The following is an 18,036-nucleotide window of genomic DNA, read 5'->3' as shown; positions in this document are numbered from 1 at the left end:
TCGCGCAATGGCGTCGCGGATCCACCGTGCTGACGCCCTCGATGTAATGCCTTGCGACCCTTGCGGCACTTGCCCAAAAGTGGCTGTCATTCTAAGCCAGCCCACTAATAAATACTCGACTTGGGCGCGCTGCGCGCTCGATAAACCGGGCCCCTCGGCCATTCGGCTGATAGCGCCGTGATCGCTTCCTGCCTAAGCTTGGACAGTCCCTGCGGGCTATGTTTTGCAGTGGAAAACAACGATTTCACGAAAAACCCAAGCGTTTGGGCTTACTGGCACACGGCCAATGGATAGAGTGACTACATGCCAACGATTTTCCGCATCGGCGCTGTGCGCGTCGTGATTTATCTGAACGACCATCGCCCTGCGCATGTGCATGTCCTTGATGGCCGGCAACATGCCATATTCGACCTGAACTGTCCGGTGGGAGCGCCGGCCCTGCAAAAGAATCATGGTTTTTCGCAAGTTGACGCAAACACCTTCGCTCGCCGGATGCAAAACGTGGTCGGCTCGCTCTGCACTGAATGGAAAACACTTCATGACGGCTTTTGTTGATCTCGCCGAACGCCAGATGCGCGAAGCCGAAGAGCGAATGAGAAAGCATGTCGCCGAAAATCTGGTCGCCATTTCCGTAAGCTTTAATCCGCTGGACGGCGGGGTTGCGATCGAACTGTCGAACGGCGCGTCGTTTGCAATTCCCGCGCGGATCATTCAGGGTTTGGAAAACGCTTCGGACAACGATCTGACAACGATCGAGATCACGGCGTCGGGCATGGGTTTGTATTTTCCCGCCGTCGACGCCGATATTCTCGTGGCTCCGTTAGTCGCTGGCGCCTTGGGAACGCGGTCGTTCATGGCTCAGCGGCTGGGTAAGGCGGGCGGGGCCAGCCGCAGCGCTTCCAAAGCGGCCGCGGCGCGCGTGAACGGCGCGCGTGGCGGACGTCCCCGCAAGGCCACGGTGGAAAGCGGGGAGAGTGCAGAAGGCGCCGCCGGCGCGAAGAAATAGCCAACGCGTTTCCGCCATTCTCGCGTGACAACGCCGCAGTCGCGCAGTGGCACAATGACGGGTTGCCCAATGTGCCCAAACAGTACGAACCGATGTCCACCGCCCTCGATCCGAACTCCGTTCACGCGTGTCGCGAAAGCTGCGGCGCGTGCTGCATCGCGCCGTCGATTTCCAGCGCGATTCCCGGCATGCCGAACGGCAAGCCTGCCGGTGTGCGCTGCGTCCAGCTTGGCGAGGATCTGCGTTGTGCAATTTTCGGCGACCCTCGCAGGCCGGCCTGCTGCTCGGGCTTGCAACCATCGGAGTCCATGTGTGGTGACTCGCGTGCCTATGCGCTGGCCTGGCTCACGCAACTGGAAGCCGATACGCAACCTGAGCGCGCATAGGCAGTCGAACGCTCATCATTCAAGTTCACGTCACTGGAGAATTTCGCATGACTCAAGCCGTTGCGCCGAAGCGGCGCCGGTTCCTGCTCGCGGCCCTTGGCGGCGCGGGCGCGGTGGCGCTGCGAACTCAAGCGCGCGCTGCAATATTCCCGTTCATCCCCGATCACTACACGTTCAGCCAGGCGCAGGTCCAGGAAGCGGTACAACGCAAGTTTCCGCTGCAGCGCACCGCATCGCAGATCTTCGATGTCATGCTGAGCAATCCGCTGGTCGGCCTTGCGCCCGATCGCAACCGAATAACCGTTCGGCTCGACGCGCGGCTTGCCACGCCGTTCATGCCGAATCCGGTAACCGGCGTCTTTACACTTTCCAGTCAACTCACTTACGACGCACCCAGCCATTCGGTCATCCTGCTGTCGCCGAGCGTCGACGACGCCCAGGTCTCCGGCGAGGCTGCGCAATATAACCAGCAAATCAACGCGGTCGGTGCGGTCATGGCGACGCAGTTCCTGGACCGTTATCCGATCTATACATTCAAGCCCGAACAATTACAGTTTGCCGGTGTTAATTACGAACCCGGTACAATCACCGTCCTTACAAACGGCATACGCGTGCAGATCGTCGAGAAGTAATTTTTCCTGGCGCAATCCTGTGCGCGCGTGCCTGAATCGGTTGGCTGGCGACAGCCAATCTATGCCAAAAGGGCGGAGCGATGGACTGGATTCTGTTTTGCAAGGCGCTGATTCTGGGTGTGGTGGAGGGCTTGACGGAGTTTTTGCCGGTATCGAGCACGGGGCACTTGATCGTCGCCGGCAGTTTGCTGAATTTCACGAACGCGCAGGCCAAGACTTTCGACGTTGTGATCCAGTTTGGCGCGATCCTGGCTATTGTGTGGGAATACCGGCGCAAGATCGGCTCGGTCGTGGCCGGGCTGCCTACGCAGCCGAAAGCCCGCCGGTTTGCGCTGAACGTAATCATCGCGACCATTCCGGCGGTTGTGCTCGGCCTGCTGTTCGAAAAGCACATCAAGGCCGTTTTGTTCGCGCCGGTGCCGGTTTCGGTGGCGCTGATCGTGGGCGGGATCGTGATCTTGTGGGCGGAAGCGCGGCATCGCGAGAAGAACGTCGCGCCGCGGGTGAGGTCGGTGGACGATCTCTCTTACGCCGATGCATTCAAGGTCGGGCTCGCCCAATGTTTCGCGCTGATTCCGGGTACGTCGCGCTCGGGGTCGACGATCATCGGCGGAATGTTGTTCGGGCTGGAACGTAAAGTCGCCACCGAGTTTTCATTCTTCCTCGCCATTCCCATTATTTTCGGCGCCACCCTGTACGAGTTGGCGAAGCAGTGGCGGACGTTGTCGGTGGATTCGCTAGGGCTGTTTATCGTCGGGCTCGTTGCTGCATTTATCAGCGCGTTCGTCTGTATCCGCTGGCTGTTGCGTTACGTCGCCACGCACGATTTCACGGCGTTCGCGTGGTATCGGATCGGCTTCGGGCTGCTGATCCTGATCGTCGGATATAGCGGCGGGCTGAGCTGGGCGGAGTGATCTGAAGGCCACGGATTCGAAGCCGGCAAACGCATACGAAACAGGCCGTTCCAAGGTGGGTTGGAACGGCCTGTTTTGCTTTGGCCTCGCGACGAGTTCGCGGCCACTTTCAGCGGCGTTTGAAAACCAGATCCCATACGCCATGACCGAGTTTCAAGCCGCGGCGCTCGAATTTTGTGACCGGACGATAATCGGGCCGTGGCGCGTAATTCGTGCCGGCCGTGTTTTCCAGCGCAGGCTCCGCCGACAACACCTCGAGCATCTGCTCGGCATAGTTCTGCCAGTCGGTGGCGAGATGGATATAACCGCCCGGCTTGAGCCGCGACACGAGCAGCGCAACGAATTTCGGCTGGATGAGCCGGCGTTTATGGTGACGCGCCTTGTGCCACGGATCCGGGAAATAGATGTGGACGCCGTCGAGGCTGCCTGCCGCGATCATCTGTTCCAGCACTTCCACGGCGTCGTGCTGAACGACGCGAATGTTCGTCAGCCCCTGTTCGCCGATCAGCTTGAGCAGCGCGCCCACGCCCGGCTCATGCACTTCGACGCCGAGAAAGTCATCGGTGGGGCGCGCCGATGCGATTTCCGCCGTTGTCGCCCCCATGCCGAAGCCGATTTCCAGCACGCGCGGCGCACTGCGGCCGAACGCGGCATCCCAGTCGAGCGGCTGCGGCGCGAACGGCACGACAAAGCGTGGCCCGAATTCATCGAGTGCGCGACGCTGTCCCGTCGATACCCGTCCAGCACGCGTGACGAAACTACGAATCCGCCGATGACGAAGCGTGCTTGCCGCATTCGTCGCTTCGCTGTCGTTGGTATCGTCGGCTTCGTCGTTTTCGTCGTTTTCGTCGTTTTCGTCGTGGTCGGAGGAGGGATCGTGGATCATCTGAAAGGACGGATTCGAGGGTTGAGCAGAGGCTTGAAACACACGCCGAAGGCAAATGACGGGAGCAAAACCTGGCGCTGCTGTAAATCAAAAAGCCGCCTTCGAAGGCGGCTTTTTGTAAAACGAAAACTGGAGCGGGCGATGGGAATCGAACCCACGGCTCTAGCTTGGGAAGCTAGGGTATTACCATTATACGACGCCCGCAGAGACCGCGATTTTACGCGGAATACCCTCTTTACCGCAACACGTCACTCGTGATCGACGCGTATCAAACCCCGAACATGGTCATGCTCACGGCCAGCCGCGTCACGACCATCAACAGCACCTGCACGATCACGAACAACAAGATGGGCGACAAATCGATACCGCCCATGCGCGGCAACACGCGCCGCAGCGGTTCGAGAAACGGCGCTGTGAGCTGATAAAGCAGCGGCATGGCGGGGGATTGCGGATTTAGCCACGACAGCAATGCCATCAGGATCGTCATCCAGATGATGAGATTCAGCGCCCATTTGATGACGGTGATCACCGCGACCAGAAGCAGCGTGGGCAGCAGCGCCGCGAGGCCGGCGGGATCGACGCCCGCGAGTAAAACCATCAGGATCATGAACACTAGCGCAGCAAGAAACGCCGCGACAATGCTCGCCCAGTCGATGGTTTTCGCCGCCGGCAAGATCTTGCGCAGCGGCAAGACCAGCCAGTTCGTAGCTTGCATCACCGCGTTGGAAACGGGGTTGTACGGGGGCATGCGGACAACCTGCATCCAGGCGCGCAGCAGCAGCGCGGCGCCGAACAGCGTAAAGATGGTGTTGAGCAGAAAACGGGCGATCTCGCCGAACATCTCAAATCCTTTTCAAGGCAAAAGCGCGGCGCTCATGGCCGCGCGGGGTGACACAAGGGCAAGTAAAGCCGGCGCGGAAAACCGCTCGGCTTTAACTTCAGTTAACGGCGCGAACGTCGCCGATCTGTACGACGGGCGGACCGCCCTCGGGGTAGTAATTCACGATGTCCGCGGCGAACGCTTTCACGTGGGGCGAGACCGCGGCTGTGAAGGCATCGACGGAATCGAACAGCAAATGGCCCGCCGCAATGTACGTTGGCGCAGAACCGGGTGCGCCGCCCGCCAGCCCGGCATCCGCCGACCAGCCTTTGCTTGCGCTGCCGAGCAAGCCCGCTACCCACGGCATATGGCTCGTGCAGTAGTAGTCGATATCGAAGCGCGCATTCTCGCGATACGGATAAAAAAAGCTCACCTTGATCATTGTTCGTTCTCGTAGCTGGAATGGGTCGGCGTCGGGGGTAGCAGCCGAAGCCGGATCCTCGCGTATTCAGTCAACGCGTGGATCCAGGCCTGAACCAGGTTTTGAACCGCGCTTTTGAGCGCTTGTTGCTGGTGACCGGGCACGGCGGCCGAACCCCTCGGCGGCTTTGCCACACTGGCGCGCCGGGCATCACGATAGCATGGCTTGATGGCGGCTTGGGCGGGTTGCCATATACCCCGCGCCCGATGTCCTCATGCGGCCAGCCATGCTCGCGGGATCGGGGCTATCAATCGGGCTATCAATCGAGATGCGGCGCGGCGCCGTTCAGTGCCAGCTCGATGGCGTGTGACATCGCGTCGAGCGTCTCTGCGGGCGGCGGCGACACGCGGCGTTTTGCCAGCGCGACCGCGCGCCGCGACATCAGTGCATAAAGCGTGGCGTGGTCGCCACCGAGGTTTTGCAGCAGCGCCAGTTGCTTCACGACAATACTTGTATCGCCACGGGACACCGGGCCTGCAAGCGCGCCCGCCAAACCCTTTTCGCGCGCAGTTTCGATGGTGCCGGCGAGCATCGGCAGGACCGCGCGCAACGCGTCGTCCTCGTCGAAACCCAATTCCTTCCAGAGCGTTACCGTCTCCGACAGCGAACATAGCGCGAAGCTGGCCGCGTAGTGCGCAGCGGCGTGGTAGAGCAGGCGGCCGCCTGCTGGAATCGACAGTGGATGGCAGCCGAGCGCCTGGGCTAGCGCCGTGAGCGTGTCGTGCAAGGGACCGCTGGCTTCGATCGTGACCGAGCAGCCCGCAATGCGCGTCTGGTCGCTCGCCAGTCCGCCGAAGAGGAACAATGGATGGAATCCGCCGATATCGGCGCCCTGAGCCTGGGCCGAGGCGAGGACATCGACGGGCGTGGCGCCGCTGCAATGCACGACGGCCAATGCGCGGCCGCGAGCGTGATCCAGCTGCAAAGCGTTCGCCGTCGCACCAATGGAGTCATCTGGAACTGTTAGAAATACGATATCGGCGTGCTGTGCGACCGCACTGGCATCGTCGGCGACGATACAGCCTGGCAATTCGCTGGCGAATTCGTGCGCCGAGGCAGCCGAACGGTTTGCGATCGCGGTGACCGGATAACCCGCGCGTGACCAAATGGCCGCCAGGCAGCGCGCGAGACGCCCCGCGCCGACGAACCCCAAACGGGGAGCCGTTGAAAAAGGCATGTTTTTTGCTCCATAGGAAATTTGGTGTCGCGCGTTTTCACGTTTGCAACGCACCATGAAGTATCGCGCAACGGCGCCGGCGCCATAAAAACGCGCCGCAGACCGTCGCCAACGGTTTTGCGAGGCTCGAGCAAACTTGCGATCGGGCCTGAACAGTCAGGGTTGGTCTTATTGGCCGATGAGTGCCAGTGCTTGTTTTGCAACGTTTGGGGGTCGCCATGAGTATTTTTGCGTATCGGAAACACCTGCGTTTTCTCAGCCAGACGAATCGGCGTCAGTGGTGGGATCAGCGCAAACGGCTCACGCCTCGAGTCAAAATCAGCGGGGCTTATGTGCCACCCAGCGTGACACGCGAATTCGCCTATGTGAAAGTGGGTTGAGCGTCTAGCTGGCTGTTTAGCCAAGAAAGCAGCATCGTATGAAGAAGCCCCGTTCGACGCTTATTTGTCGGCGGGGCTTTTCCTTTTGGCTCGCACGAATGACAAAGTGTAATGAATCATTACTTTGGTGACATTCGGAATAGTGTCGCGCGCAGCGGGGGCGCGTGCCGGCTTTCCCGGCAAACCCTTAATCCGGTTCATAAAGCGTTCGCGCCAGCACCAGCGGGGCTGCCCGGCGGCTTGAAATTCGCCAGACGAAACGCGTTTTTAGGACCGTACATATTGCAATTTGCAACAAATGCTTAAGGTGAGATTCAGGGTTTTTAGCTACATTGAAGTCATGTCGTTGCGGTAACCGGTCGTGTGTACAGGACCGCGGCGCGGAGAATAAAAGTGAAAAAGATCGTCCAGATTCTGGCTGCCGCCGCACTCGGCGTAGGCTTTGTGAGCGCCGCGCAGGCGCATGTTTCGGTGGGTATCGGCATTGGGGTGCCTTTCGCACCGGCGTATCCGGCCTATGCGGCGCCGCCCCCGCCGGTGTATTACGCGCCCGGTCCAGTCGTGTATGCGCCGCCGCCTGTGGTTTATGGCCCGCCGGCTGTGGTGGTGGGCGGTTACGGTGGTTATGGTGGTTATTACGGCCGTCCGTACTGGCGTGGTCACTACCACGACGGTTATGGATACGGATATCACGGCGGTTATGACCGCGGCTGGCGTCGTTGAGGTTCGATGTTTGACGAGGTCGGGCATCTGACCATTGAGATTTGCTGAAAACAGCGCAACGCGGGCATGAGCCGGCGTTGCGCTGTTTTATTTTGCGCCAGGGTTCTGCAAGCGCGGCACTCACTCGCGGGAGGTATTTGGCCATTCGACCGGCTTTCCAAACGCTCCACGATGCTGGGACAATGACGGTTCCTCAACCGCCGCCCTTGAGTTTCGATGTCAATCCTTCCCGCACCTACCTACGCCGACGTCGCCGACGCCGCCGAGCGCATCGCCGGCGCTGCACATCGCACGCCTGTATTGACTTCCCGCACCGCTGACACGCTTAGCGGCGCGAATCTGTTCTTCAAGTGCGAGAACTTCCAGCGCATGGGCGCGTTCAAGTTTCGCGGTGCTTTCAACGCGATCTCGCATTTCTCCGATACCCAGCGCCAGGCCGGCGTCCTGACTTATTCATCGGGCAATCATGCGCAGGCGATCGCGCTGTCGGCGCGCATCGCGGGCATCAAGGCGACGATCATCATGCCGGAGGACGCGCCGGCCGCGAAGATGGAAGCCACGCGCGGTTACGGCGGCGAGGTGATCACTTATGACCGGTACACCGAGAATCGCGAGGAAATCGGCGCAAAGCTCGCGCAAGAGCGCGGCATGACTCTGATTCCACCCTACGACCATCCGCACGTGATCGCGGGGCAGGGAACGTCGGCGAAGGAACTCATCGAGGAAACCGGGCCGCTGGACTATCTGTTCGTGTGCCTCGGTGGCGGTGGATTGCTCGCCGGATGCGCGCTGGCGGCGGCCGAACTGAGCCCGTCATGTACGGTGATCGGCGTGGAGCCGGAGGCGGGCAACGACGCCCAGCAATCGCTCGCACGCGGCGAGATCGTACATATCGAGGTGCCGCGCACGATCGCCGACGGCGCGGCGTCCACGCATGTGGGTGAATGCAACTTTCCGATTCTGCAGCGCTACGTGGACCGAGTCGTCACCGTCAGCGATGACCAGCTTGTACAGACCATGAAGTTCTTCGCAGAGCGCATGAAGATGGTGGTCGAGCCAACAGGATGCCTGGCCGCGGCCGCCGTGCTGCAGAACATCGTGCCGGTGAAGGGCAAGCGCGTGGGCGTGCTGGTCAGCGGCGGCAACGTCGACATGGCGCGATACGCTCAGTTCCTGGCGTGATCGTGTGGCGCCAGGGCGTCAGAGCCTCGATGCGCCGTTCACGATCAGGTCGTGATAGCCGTTGACGATCACGCTGTACGAGAAGTATGCGAACAGCACCGCCGACAAAACGTGGCACGCGCGCAGCAACGCCGTCCCGGCGCGTTTGCGGCCGTGACTGGCGAGCGAGCAGATAAAGAGCGTCCAGCCGAGCCCGCCGCAAAAGAAGCCGATGAGAAACACTGACGCGCTCGCCGGGCCTGTTGCGCCCGCTTTCGCGATCAGTGCGCCACCCACGGCGGCGAACCAGAGAATCGCACTCGGCGAGGACACCGCCAGCAGCATGCCGCGCATGAAACTGCGGAGCTGGGAGGGCCGCGGCGTGGTGAGATCGGGTTCGCCTTCCACTGGTGGCGCCGATGCCGGATAAAGCGCTTCACGCGCCATTTTGAAGGTCAGGAACAGCAGCACGATTGCGCCGCCGATCCACACGACCCAGCGCACGGCGTCGAACCGGAGCAGCGCGGCCATGCCGCCAAGCGCAAGCGCGGCGTAGGCGAGATCGCCGAAACAGGTGCCGAGGCCGAGCATCATGCCCGGTTTGAATCCGTGGGAGAGCGTCAGTGAGATGATCGCGACGTTTGCGATACCAATATCGAGACACAGCGACAGCGACAGAAAAAATCCATCAGACAGCAATGGCAAGACATGCATCCAGGCGTTCCTTCTTCTTTTTGTATTGAGCGAAGCCGCTAGTCCGGCTTCGCGTTCTCCATCCCGCGACCATGCCCGGGGCAAGCGGCCGGGCGCTTGCGGGTTAAGCGCGTTCGAGCGGTACAGATACCACCAACCGTCCCGTCTCGATGCCCATCGTGTTGCGCATCGGCGGATGTCGGTAGGCGGCGAGTTTTTCACGCTGCGTTTCGTCGCCGATCGAGAGTTGCTCGAGCACATGAGCCACGATTGCGTAGAGCACGGCCGTGTTGCCGTCTTCCACCTTGACCGCAATGCCGAGCGCCCCGTGCGTGCCGGTGGGTGTGCCGGTGGGCATGCCAGTGGGTGTACCGGAACTACGCACGCCGATCGCATAACTCGCATCGGCGCCTACTTTGCCGACGAGTTCGCCATCGAAGGCGCGCATCAACGTGGTACAGAACCGGCCTTCGCCCGCGACGAGCTCCGGGTACGTCGTCATCGCGCGATAGATCCGGGCGAGGGCTCTCGAGCGCGGCGTGGTTTCAGCCCCGGCGCTGGCATTTGCCAGTTTCACAAACAGCCGCGCGAGCCGATCGAGCGGAAAGGCCGGCGTAGGCAGATTGCAGCCGTCGATAGCCCATTGCACGCCGTTATCCGGCAGATCGCAGAGCTCGGCAACGGTCCGTTTGACCCGAACCTGCAGCGGATGCTCAGGCAAGTGATAGTCGATAACCGCCGCGCCCAGCGCCCGCGCACCCGCCAGCATGCCTGCGTGTTTTCCGGAGCAATTGCTGCACACGCCGGTCGGCGTGAAATCGCGCTTGATCCATTCCTTGCATACCGCGTCCGACAAAGGCGCGTGGCCGCCGCATTGAAGATCGGCTTCGGTGACTTGCGCCTTGGCCAGCATCGCGCGCGTGCGCTCGATGTGGCGCGGCTCGCTGTTGTGCGATGCGCACATCAGCGCGAGATCGGCGTCGTCGAAACCGAAACGCTCCAGCGCGCCCGTTTCCAGCACGGCGACCGCTTGCGCCGGTTTCGCCGCGGAGCGCGCGAGCGTCAAACGCGCCGGATCGCCGAACGCGTACAACAACCGGCCTTCGGCATCGACAACCGCCACATGCGCGGCATGTGTGTTTTCAACCAGATCCCCTCGATAAACCGTCGCCGCGACATTCATGAGCGCGTCCCTCCTGAAAAGCCGATTTCGTCCCACAACGCATCCACGCGGCGTTTCACTGCATCGTCCATCACGATCGGCCGGCCCCATTCGCGGTCCGTTTCGCCGGGCCATTTGTTGGTGGCGTCGAGTCCCATCTTCGATCCCAAGCCCGCCTTCGGCGACGCGAAATCGAGATAGTCGATGGGCGTGTTATCGACGAGCACCGTATCGCGCGACGGATCGATGCGCGTGGTGATCGCCCAGATCACCTCCTTCCAGTCGCGGATGTTCACGTCGTCGTCCACCACAACGATGAACTTCGTATACATGAACTGTCGCAGGAAGCTCCAGACGCCGAACATCACGCGCTTCGCGTGACCCGGATAGCTCTTCTTGATCTGCACAATCGCCATCCGGTAGCTGCAACCTTCGGGCGGCAAATAGAAGTCGGTGATCTCGGTGAACTGCTTTTGCAGCAGCGGCACGAACACTTCGTTGAGCGCGACGCCGAGCACGGCCGGTTCGTCGGGCGGTTTGCCTGTATACGTAGAGTGATAGAGCGCGTCGCGGCGCATCGTGATCTTCTCGACCGTGAAGACCGGGAACCACTCTTGTTCGTTGTAATAGCCAGTGTGGTCGCCGTACGGACCTTCAAGCGCGTGCTCGTATTTCGCCGACGCAGTCTTCGATGGCCTTGGCGGTGCGCCGTCGGGTGCCGCCGGAACCGGACCGTTCTGCGGATAAATGAAACCTTCGAGCACGATCTCGGCACGGGCCGGAACCTGCAACGTATCGACACCCGGCGTGAGGCACTTCGCCAATTCGGTCTTCGCGCCGCGCAACAAGCCCGCGAATTGATACTCGGAAAGCGAATCTGGCACCGGCGTCACAGCACCCAGAATGGTTGCCGGATCGGCGCCGAGCACCACGGCTACCGGATACGGCTTGCCCGGATTGGCAAGCGCGAACTCCCTGAAATCGAGCGCGCCGCCTCTGTGGGCGAGCCAGCGCATGATCAATTTGTTGCGCCCGATCAGTTGTTGCCGATAGATACCAAGATTCTGCCGCGTCTTGTTCGGGCCGCGTGTGACCGTGAGTCCCCATGTGATGAGCGGACCGGCATCTCCGGGCCAACACGTCTGAATCGGAAGACGCGCAAGATCGACGTCCGCGCCTTCCCACACGATTTCCTGGCAGGGCGGCGAACTGACGGTTTTCGGCGCCATGTCCCAGACGGCCTTGGCCAGCGACAGCAACTTGCCGGCGTCCTTCAGTCCCTTCGGCGGCTCGGGTTCCTTGAGCGCCGACAGCAACCGGCCGACGTCACGCAGGGACTCGAGCGCGGCTTTATCGCTGAGAAGACTGGGGTCGGCCGCCGCTTGAGCTTGCGTCTCGATACCCATTCCGAGCGCCACGCGCCTCGGCGTACCGAACAGGTTGGCCAGCACCGGCATGGAGTGTCCCGTCGGCGCCTGGAACAGCAAGGCAGGACCGCCCGAACGCAGCACGCGGTCGGAGAGTTCGGTCATTTCGAGAACGGGGGAAACCGGCTGACTGATGCGGCGCAATTCGCCGAGCGTTTCGAGGCGCGCGGTGAAGTCGCGCAGGTCTTTGTATTTCATCGGCTAAAGGGAAGGGAGGCCTGCGGGGACGCGCGGTCTGCGGCAGAGGATGGCAGAAGCGACGGCTGATGTTACGGCTTAAGCACCTAATGAAGAACATGCGCGCGCGGGCGATTGTCGATTTTACCTGCGTGAATGTCGGTGCGGCATAGTACATATCGGCACAATTCCGATGTTTCCGCTGGAAAGCGGCTTGGCAGGCCGCTCTTGCCCTCCTGAACAGTGTTCATAATTACTGAAAGTCATAGCTTTTACAATTACCAGCATTGACGGATCATTTGAGCCTGCTAGAATCCTTTGGCATTGACAACACCAATTGAAACTTTTTACCACTGCCACAGGTCTTTTGAAACGACGCGAGGCGTCACCTGCACCCCTGCACCGGGATTAGTCCGGTGAATCGAGGCTTTGGTTTTCTTGCCGGCGCTCTTCTTCGCCGGTTTTTCGCGTGGTGACCTGTGTGCGCGCCCCGGCATGTCTTTCGTGCTGCGCGGACCCGGAAACGAAATGTTCCGGTCAGGTTTCCCCAACGGTTTGTGCCGTTTTCCCGATACCGCTCGTGGCTAACCCAGAGCTGGCGGTGTCGATTTCTGCGTGGTGGACCGGTTGTTGAGGTTTTTCATCTGCGGAAATCATGCAATTTGGGAGATCTATCCAATGAATGCTTGGTTGTCGTGGCGTCCCGACGCTCGCCTGGCGCCTTATTTGCGCGCAGTGCTGCGTCGCGCCAAACACATGAGTCTTACGGTTTTCTGTCTGGTTGGTTGCGCGGCCGTTGCTACCGCGCTGGCACTCTGGCTCCTTCCGGCCTGGCGCGGCTCCTTCGCCGCCAAACTCATGCCGCTCGTGTCGGCTGCTGTACAAGCCGGCCCGGCCCGGTTGCTCTCCGGTCAACCCCTGCCACCCTTCGCGATCGGTCATCGGCGTGAAGAGGAGTTGCGTAACGGCGAAACGACGTCGCTCGGCGCCGCTGCCAGCGACGACGACAGCACCCGCAAGCTGACCGGCGGCCTGAGTCTCGCCGTGTCGCCGAATGGACTCGATCCCCGCACGTTACCGACTGTTTCGACGCTCGCCAGCGCAATTTCCTCGCAGCGCGTAGTCGCCGATGCACGCGACGATCGCGTGCTGGTGTCGGATCGCGAGCAAAACCTGGTGGCGAACTTCATCTCGCGGCGTTATCACGTGGCGCAGGAGCCGGTCAGCGAACTGGTGAGAGCCGCCTTCGATACCGGCCGTGAAGTCGGCCTCGATCCGCTGTTGCTGCTGTCCGTGATGGCGATCGAGTCGGGGTTCAATCCGTACGCTGAAAGCGGTGTTGGCGCGCAAGGGTTGATGCAGGTGATGTCGAAGGTTCACTCCGACAAATTCCAGTACTTCGGCGGTTCGCACGCAGCGCTTGAGCCGCTCGCGAACATCAAGGTCGGTGCGCTGGTGCTGAAGGATTGCATCGCGCGTGGTGGGTCGGTGGCGGGCGGATTGCGCTTCTACGTGGGTTCGACGGCACAGGACGACGGCGGTTACGGCGCGAAGGTGCTGGCCGAACGTGCACGCCTGCGTGACGTGGCGCGCGGCCGCAATGTGCCGATCAACACGCCGCAAGCGCCGGCACAGCCTGCGCCCAAGCAGGTGGTGGCGTCGGCTTCCCCGTCGTCGAGCTCGGGAGCGGGCGAAAAGCGCCTGCATGTGACGCTCGATGGCGCCCCGGCGATTACCGCACCGGCTACCAAGTCGTCCGCACCGCACGACCACAACGACACCGCCGATGCCGACGCGCAAGCGAAGCACGTAGCCTCGGCGGAGTTTGGCGCTTGATTTGATGACGAAGTAGGGCGCGCTCAGGCTGTGGATCCAAGGCCGGGCAAGATAAAAGGCCGTTCCAACTCACGTTGGAACGGCCTTTTAGTTTCTGCTTTCCTGAGATCTTGGCCTGCTGCTCAAACTTTAAACAACGTTCCCAGCCGCTGCACGGCCTCTTCAAGCTGCGAGTACGCAGTTGCATAAGACAGCCGGATATAGTCCTTCGGCGCATGAAAACCGAAATCGTTGCCGGGCACCAGCACGACGCCGGCGTCGTGCAGCATCGAACGGGTTAGCGCGCTGCTGTCGCCGGCAGCGGGATGCGCGACGTGCCGCGTATCGGCGTAAACATAGAACGCACCGTCTGGCACCACCGGCACTTCAAAACCGAGCGAACGCAGCGCCGGCACGATGAAATCCCGCCTGCGCCCGAATTCCAGGCGTCGCAATTCGTAAATCGCAAGCGTAGCCGGCTCAAAACACGCCAGCGCCGCATGTTGCGCGAGCGTCGACGCGCAGATGAAGAGGTTCTGCGAGAGTTTCTCCATCGTGGCGACCATCGCGGGCGGGACGACGAGCCAGCCGAGCCGCCAGCCGGTCATGTTGAAGTACTTCGAGAAACTGTTCACGGTGACCACGTCGTCGCCCAGCGACAGCGCCGACACTGGCTTCGCGTCGTAGCTCAAGCCCTGATAAATCTCGTCGACGATCGTGAAACCGCCGTGCGCGCGCACCACATCGACAATTTTCGCCAGTTCGTCCGGTTCGATGGACGTGCCGGTTGGATTGGACGGTGAGGCAAGCAGCACGCCGCGCGTTGCGGGCGTCCAGTGCGCTTCGACCTGGGCGGCTGTCAACTGGAACCGCTCGGCCGGACCGCTTGGTATCAGGACCGGACGGCCGTCGGTGGCGGCCACGAAATGGCGATTGCACGGATAACACGGGTCGGGCATCAGCACTTCGTCGCCGCGATCGACCAGCGCGGTGCACGCCAGCAGCAACGCCGCCGATGCACCCGCTGTCACCACGATGCGTGCCGGATCGATATCGAGCCCGAATGTGTCGCGATAATGGCCGGAAATCGCCTCGCGCAACGACGTCAACCCAAGTGCGTTCGTGTATTGCGTGACGCCGCGCCGCAAGGCATCAGTAGCGGCTGCGATCACCGGTTCCGGCGCCGTGAAATCCGGTTCACCGATACCCATGTGGATGATGTTGCGACCCGCGCGCTCCAGCGCCTGCGCTTCTTTCGCCAGTTCCATCACGTAGAAAGGCTCGATGGCGTCAACGCGTGCGGCGTACCGGATAGCGGCGTCGAGCGGTTCTTTAGCGAAGTTCATAGCAGATCAGCTGCGTTGCCCGCGGCTTTGCGCTTCAGTCGGCCGCAACTGAACGGCGAGTTTATCCAGCACGCCGTTCACATACTTGTAACCATCGGAACCGCCGAACGTCTTCGTCAGTTCAACCGCTTCGTTAATGACCACGCGATACGGAATGTCCAGGTGATGCTTGAACTCGAAGGCAGCGACCATCAGCACCGCGCGCTCGACTGGCGAAAGCTGGTCGAGCGGCCGGTCGAGGCAGGGCTGCAACTCGGCGGAAATGGTGTCCGCTTCCTTGATCACGCCGTGCAGGATCGCGTCCAGATGCTCCTGGTCGGCTTTATCGAAGCCTTGCGCACCGCGCAACTGCGCGTCGATCTCGCCGCCGGGCGAGCCCGACAGCAACCATTGATAAAGCCCTTGTGTCGCGAGTTCGCGCGAGCGTCGTCGAGCGCTTTTCATGCGCGGTCCTCGTCGTCTTCGTCTTCATCGTCGCCGCCGAGCTGCTCCAGCGCGACCGACAAGTTCGCCATTTCCACGGCCACGCGCGCTGCGTCGCGGCCCTTTTCCGTCATGCGGGCAACGGCTTGCTCGTCGTTTTCGGTGGTCAGCACGGCATTCGCGACCGGCGTGCCGAAGTCGAGCGCGATACGGGAAATGCCCGCGCCGCTTTCATTCGATACCAGCTCGAAGTGGTATGTTTCGCCGCGAATTACTGCGCCAAGTGCGATCAGTGCATCGAATTGGCCCGATTCAGCCAGCTTTTGCAGTGCCAGCGGAATTTCGAGTGCGCCCGGCACGGTGACGAGCAGCACGTCTTCACCGATCACGCCGAGCCGTTCGAGTTCTTCGGTGCAGGCGTCCACGAGGCCGTTACAGACCGGTTCATTAAAGCGAGATTGCACGATGCCGATGCGCAGTCCGTCGCCGTCGAGGTTCGGTTGATATTGTCCGATTTCCATTATTTGTCCGTTTTCAGTGTGGTGCGGTGTGGTGGTTGGCGCCGGTCAGACCGAGCGCAAATGGGCGATGGAAGCGGGATCGGCCGACTCTGTCGTGGCCGTGGCAGGGCAGCCCGGCATGGGAATGAACCCCGTTACTTCGAGGCCGTAACCCGACATGCTGCCAAGCTTGCGGGGGTTCGACAGCACTTGCATCTTGCCCACGCCCAGTTCACGCAGGATCTGGGCGCCGATGCCGTAGGTCTTGAAATCGACCGGCCGGCGCTTGAGTTCGGCCGCTTTGTCCTCGCGCTCGAACGCCTGGAATACATCGACGAGATGTTCTTTCGTGTCGCCGCAATTGAGCAACACGATCGCGCCCAGATCGCGCGAGGCGATCTCCTTCATGGCGGCGTCGAGCGTCCAGGAGTGCGTGGACGAGTCCACTTCAAGCAGATCCAGCACCGACAGCGGTTCATGCACGCGCACCGGCGTTTCGCGCTCCGGCGACGGTTGCCCGCGCACCAGCGCGATATGCGGCGAACCGCTCGGCTGATCGCGGTACAGCACGGCGCGAAACGCGCCATGCGCCGTCTGCATGGTGCGCTCGGCGACGCGCTCGACGATCGATTCCGTGCGCGAGCGGTAGTGGATCAGGTCGGCGATCGTGCCGATCTTGATGCCATGCAGCTCGGCAAATTCGATCAGATCGGGCAGCCGCGCCATTTCGCCGTCGTCGCGAATCACTTCGCAGATCACCGATGCCGGCGTCAAACCCGCCATTGCCGTGAGGTCGCAGCCCGCTTCCGTGTGCCCGGCGCGCACCAGCACGCCGCCCGGTTGCGCCATGATCGGAAAGACGTGGCCCGGCTGAACGATATGCTCGGCTTTCGCGTCATGCGCCACGGCCGCCTGAATGGTGCGGGCACGGTCCGCAGCCGAGATGCCGGTGGTCACGCCCTCGGCGGCCTCGATGCTGATCGTGAATGCCGTGCCGTACTGCGTGCCGTTTCGCTGCGTCATCAGCGGCAGGTTCAACTGGCGGCAGCGCTCCGGCGTTAGCGTGAGGCAGATCAGTCCACGGCCGTAGCGCGCCATGAAATTGATCGCTTCCGGCGTCACGAAGTCGGCGGCGATGACGAGATCGCCCTCGTTTTCGCGGTCTTCTTCGTCGACGAGGATCACCATCCGGCCGGCTTTCAGCTCGGCGATGATCTCTGGGGTGGAGGCGAGCGTCATTGCGGTGGTCGTCCGGTGCGAGAAAGGGCGTATTTTACGCCACCGCTGATGGCAAGTCGCTGGATTTGCCGGTTTTGGACGGGCGTCAGGCCATCCGGCCGGGTATTAGCGAGATAAAACGGCGCAACGGCCGAAAGTCGGTCCATCAGATGGACGGGTTGGTGAAACGGGCATTCCCCGTTGGGTTCAAACCACGGCGTTTGACGACGCAGCGCATCCCAAATCGACTCGCCGGGCTCAGCTCTGAAATAGCATCCGGGACTTTGTTCCGCATTCGTGACGCCGATCCGGACGGCAACATCATTTTCAATTTCCCAGACCTGTGAACTTTCTTGGTTCAAGGTCGCGAAGGTGCGAATGTGATAGCCCATTTACGGTTGCCCCTCAACGATCCTGCCGGGCGTCCCATACGCGAAGCGCGGCAATGGTCGTGGGCTCTTCGGCATACGGTGGCAGGACCTCGTAGTGCAATTCGTATCGGCCCGCGAGACATACCCAGCGGTGTACTTCGCGGGCGGGCGGACCGTCGTATCCGTCAAGTTCTTCGCCGAGCCGGTGAAAGTGGTCTTCTCCGAGGCGTTCCGCTTCGTCTAGCAACGCATTGACGATCTTGCGAGCGGTGGCGGCGTCGTTGAACTTCTTGACGTGGTCGGCAATGACCCCAAGGTCAGACATGGCCTTACTGGTG

General features: G+C 61.5%; 21 protein-coding genes and 1 tRNA gene. 8 read left to right on the top strand and 14 right to left on the bottom strand.

Translation table 11 applies throughout. The features are described 5' to 3' along the window. The first annotated feature begins 339 nt into the window (after window positions 1-339). The 5 genes from M0D69_RS01185 (at window position 340) to M0D69_RS01165 (ending at window position 2,938) form a co-directional block, all read left to right on the top strand. A complete protein-coding gene (locus M0D69_RS01185; RefSeq protein ID WP_301780259.1) occupies window positions 340-555 on the top strand; it encodes a DUF4160 domain-containing protein in 216 nt (71 codons plus the stop codon). Beyond that, on the top strand, window positions 539-1,006 hold the full coding sequence (locus tag M0D69_RS01180; RefSeq protein ID WP_301780258.1) for a DUF2442 domain-containing protein: 468 nt from the start codon (window positions 539-541) through the stop codon (window positions 1,004-1,006). Before M0D69_RS01185 ends, M0D69_RS01180 begins: the two co-directional genes overlap by 17 nt. Before the next feature lie 92 nt (window positions 1,007-1,098). Further along, entirely contained in the window at window positions 1,099-1,392 is a 294-nt protein-coding gene (locus M0D69_RS01175) for a YkgJ family cysteine cluster protein (protein WP_301780257.1), read from the top strand. 47 nt (window positions 1,393-1,439) lie between these two features. Continuing rightward, window positions 1,440-2,024: a DUF1439 domain-containing protein gene (locus tag M0D69_RS01170; protein WP_301780256.1), complete on the top strand. Its 585-nt coding sequence runs from the start codon at window positions 1,440-1,442 to the stop codon at window positions 2,022-2,024. Between the two features lie 80 nt (window positions 2,025-2,104). Further along, window positions 2,105-2,938, top strand: coding sequence for an undecaprenyl-diphosphate phosphatase (locus M0D69_RS01165; protein ID WP_301780255.1), 834 nt, complete (start codon window positions 2,105-2,107; stop codon window positions 2,936-2,938). A gap of 109 nt (window positions 2,939-3,047) precedes the next feature. Here M0D69_RS01165 and trmB read toward each other — a convergent pair whose 3' ends face one another. The 5 genes from trmB to M0D69_RS01140 all read right to left on the bottom strand — a co-directional run bounded on the left by trmB (window position 3,048) and on the right by M0D69_RS01140 (window position 6,302). Further along, window positions 3,048-3,824: a tRNA (guanosine(46)-N7)-methyltransferase TrmB gene (gene trmB, locus M0D69_RS01160; RefSeq protein WP_301780254.1), complete on the bottom strand. Its 777-nt coding sequence runs from the start codon at window positions 3,822-3,824 to the stop codon at window positions 3,048-3,050. A gap of 130 nt (window positions 3,825-3,954) precedes the next feature. Then, window positions 3,955-4,028, bottom strand: a tRNA-Gly gene (locus tag M0D69_RS01155). 64 nt (window positions 4,029-4,092) lie between these two features. Then, window positions 4,093-4,665: a YggT family protein gene (locus tag M0D69_RS01150; protein ID WP_301780253.1), complete on the bottom strand. Its 573-nt coding sequence runs from the start codon at window positions 4,663-4,665 to the stop codon at window positions 4,093-4,095. Window positions 4,666-4,762: 97 nt separating this feature from the next. Next, window positions 4,763-5,086, bottom strand: coding sequence for an EthD family reductase (locus M0D69_RS01145; RefSeq protein ID WP_301780252.1), 324 nt, complete (start codon window positions 5,084-5,086; stop codon window positions 4,763-4,765). Window positions 5,087-5,384: 298 nt separating this feature from the next. After that, window positions 5,385-6,302: a Rossmann-like and DUF2520 domain-containing protein gene (locus tag M0D69_RS01140; RefSeq protein WP_301780251.1), complete on the bottom strand. Its 918-nt coding sequence runs from the start codon at window positions 6,300-6,302 to the stop codon at window positions 5,385-5,387. A 773-nt stretch (window positions 6,303-7,075) separates the two neighbouring features. Here M0D69_RS01140 and M0D69_RS01135 point away from each other — a divergent pair. Both M0D69_RS01135 and M0D69_RS01130 read left to right on the top strand, forming a co-directional pair. After that, complete coding sequence (locus M0D69_RS01135; RefSeq protein ID WP_301780250.1) at window positions 7,076-7,405, top strand: hypothetical protein; 330 nt, start codon at window positions 7,076-7,078, stop codon at window positions 7,403-7,405. A gap of 216 nt (window positions 7,406-7,621) precedes the next feature. Continuing rightward, entirely contained in the window at window positions 7,622-8,587 is a 966-nt protein-coding gene (locus tag M0D69_RS01130; RefSeq protein ID WP_301780249.1) for a threo-3-hydroxy-L-aspartate ammonia-lyase, read from the top strand. 18 nt (window positions 8,588-8,605) lie between these two features. On the opposite strand, the gene M0D69_RS01125 is transcribed toward M0D69_RS01130, so the two are convergent. The 3 genes from M0D69_RS01125 to M0D69_RS01115 form a co-directional block, all read right to left on the bottom strand. After that, window positions 8,606-9,280 (bottom strand): LysE family translocator, encoded by a 675-nt coding sequence (locus tag M0D69_RS01125; RefSeq protein WP_301780248.1) that lies wholly within the window; start codon window positions 9,278-9,280, stop codon window positions 8,606-8,608. A gap of 103 nt (window positions 9,281-9,383) precedes the next feature. Then, the gene (locus tag M0D69_RS01120) at window positions 9,384-10,442 is read right to left on the bottom strand and encodes an asparaginase (protein WP_301780247.1); all 1,059 of its coding nucleotides are present in this window, start codon (window positions 10,440-10,442) and stop codon (window positions 9,384-9,386) included. Further along, window positions 10,439-12,046 (bottom strand): UbiD family decarboxylase, encoded by a 1,608-nt coding sequence (locus M0D69_RS01115; RefSeq protein ID WP_301780246.1) that lies wholly within the window; start codon window positions 12,044-12,046, stop codon window positions 10,439-10,441. Before M0D69_RS01115 ends, M0D69_RS01120 begins: the two co-directional genes overlap by 4 nt. A gap of 657 nt (window positions 12,047-12,703) precedes the next feature. Here M0D69_RS01115 and M0D69_RS01110 point away from each other — a divergent pair. Further along, window positions 12,704-13,861: a transglycosylase SLT domain-containing protein gene (locus M0D69_RS01110; RefSeq protein WP_301780245.1), complete on the top strand. Its 1,158-nt coding sequence runs from the start codon at window positions 12,704-12,706 to the stop codon at window positions 13,859-13,861. 122 nt (window positions 13,862-13,983) lie between these two features. On the opposite strand, the gene M0D69_RS01105 is transcribed toward M0D69_RS01110, so the two are convergent. Genes M0D69_RS01105 through M0D69_RS01080 form a run of 6 tightly spaced genes read right to left on the bottom strand, consistent with a single transcriptional unit; the run spans window position 13,984 to window position 18,023 of the window. After that, complete coding sequence (locus tag M0D69_RS01105) at window positions 13,984-15,186, bottom strand: pyridoxal phosphate-dependent aminotransferase (protein ID WP_301780244.1); 1,203 nt, start codon at window positions 15,184-15,186, stop codon at window positions 13,984-13,986. Window positions 15,187-15,192: 6 nt separating this feature from the next. Continuing rightward, window positions 15,193-15,630, bottom strand: a complete 438-nt coding sequence (gene nusB, locus M0D69_RS01100; protein WP_047896192.1) for a transcription antitermination factor NusB — start codon at window positions 15,628-15,630, stop codon at window positions 15,193-15,195. Next, a complete protein-coding gene (gene ribH, locus M0D69_RS01095; protein WP_047896193.1) occupies window positions 15,627-16,130 on the bottom strand; it encodes a 6,7-dimethyl-8-ribityllumazine synthase in 504 nt (167 codons plus the stop codon). The genes nusB and ribH overlap by 4 nt, the downstream gene beginning before the upstream one ends. A gap of 45 nt (window positions 16,131-16,175) precedes the next feature. Next, a complete protein-coding gene (ribBA, locus tag M0D69_RS01090) occupies window positions 16,176-17,348 on the bottom strand; it encodes a bifunctional 3,4-dihydroxy-2-butanone-4-phosphate synthase/GTP cyclohydrolase II (RefSeq protein ID WP_301780243.1) in 1,173 nt (390 codons plus the stop codon). Beyond that, window positions 17,345-17,719, bottom strand: coding sequence for a hypothetical protein (locus M0D69_RS01085; protein WP_301780242.1), 375 nt, complete (start codon window positions 17,717-17,719; stop codon window positions 17,345-17,347). Before M0D69_RS01085 ends, ribBA begins: the two co-directional genes overlap by 4 nt. A gap of 13 nt (window positions 17,720-17,732) precedes the next feature. Further along, on the bottom strand, window positions 17,733-18,023 hold the full coding sequence (locus tag M0D69_RS01080) for a type II toxin-antitoxin system RelE/ParE family toxin (protein WP_301780241.1): 291 nt from the start codon (window positions 18,021-18,023) through the stop codon (window positions 17,733-17,735). Window positions 18,024-18,036: the final 13 nt, after the last annotated feature.

Origin of the sequence: Caballeronia sp. SEWSISQ10-4 2 (genome assembly GCF_030464885.1) — a bacterium.
GTDB lineage: Bacteria > Pseudomonadota > Gammaproteobacteria > Burkholderiales > Burkholderiaceae > Caballeronia.
The sequence above is the reverse complement of the archived record's forward strand: the minus strand, read 5'-3'. Positions and strand labels throughout refer to the sequence as shown.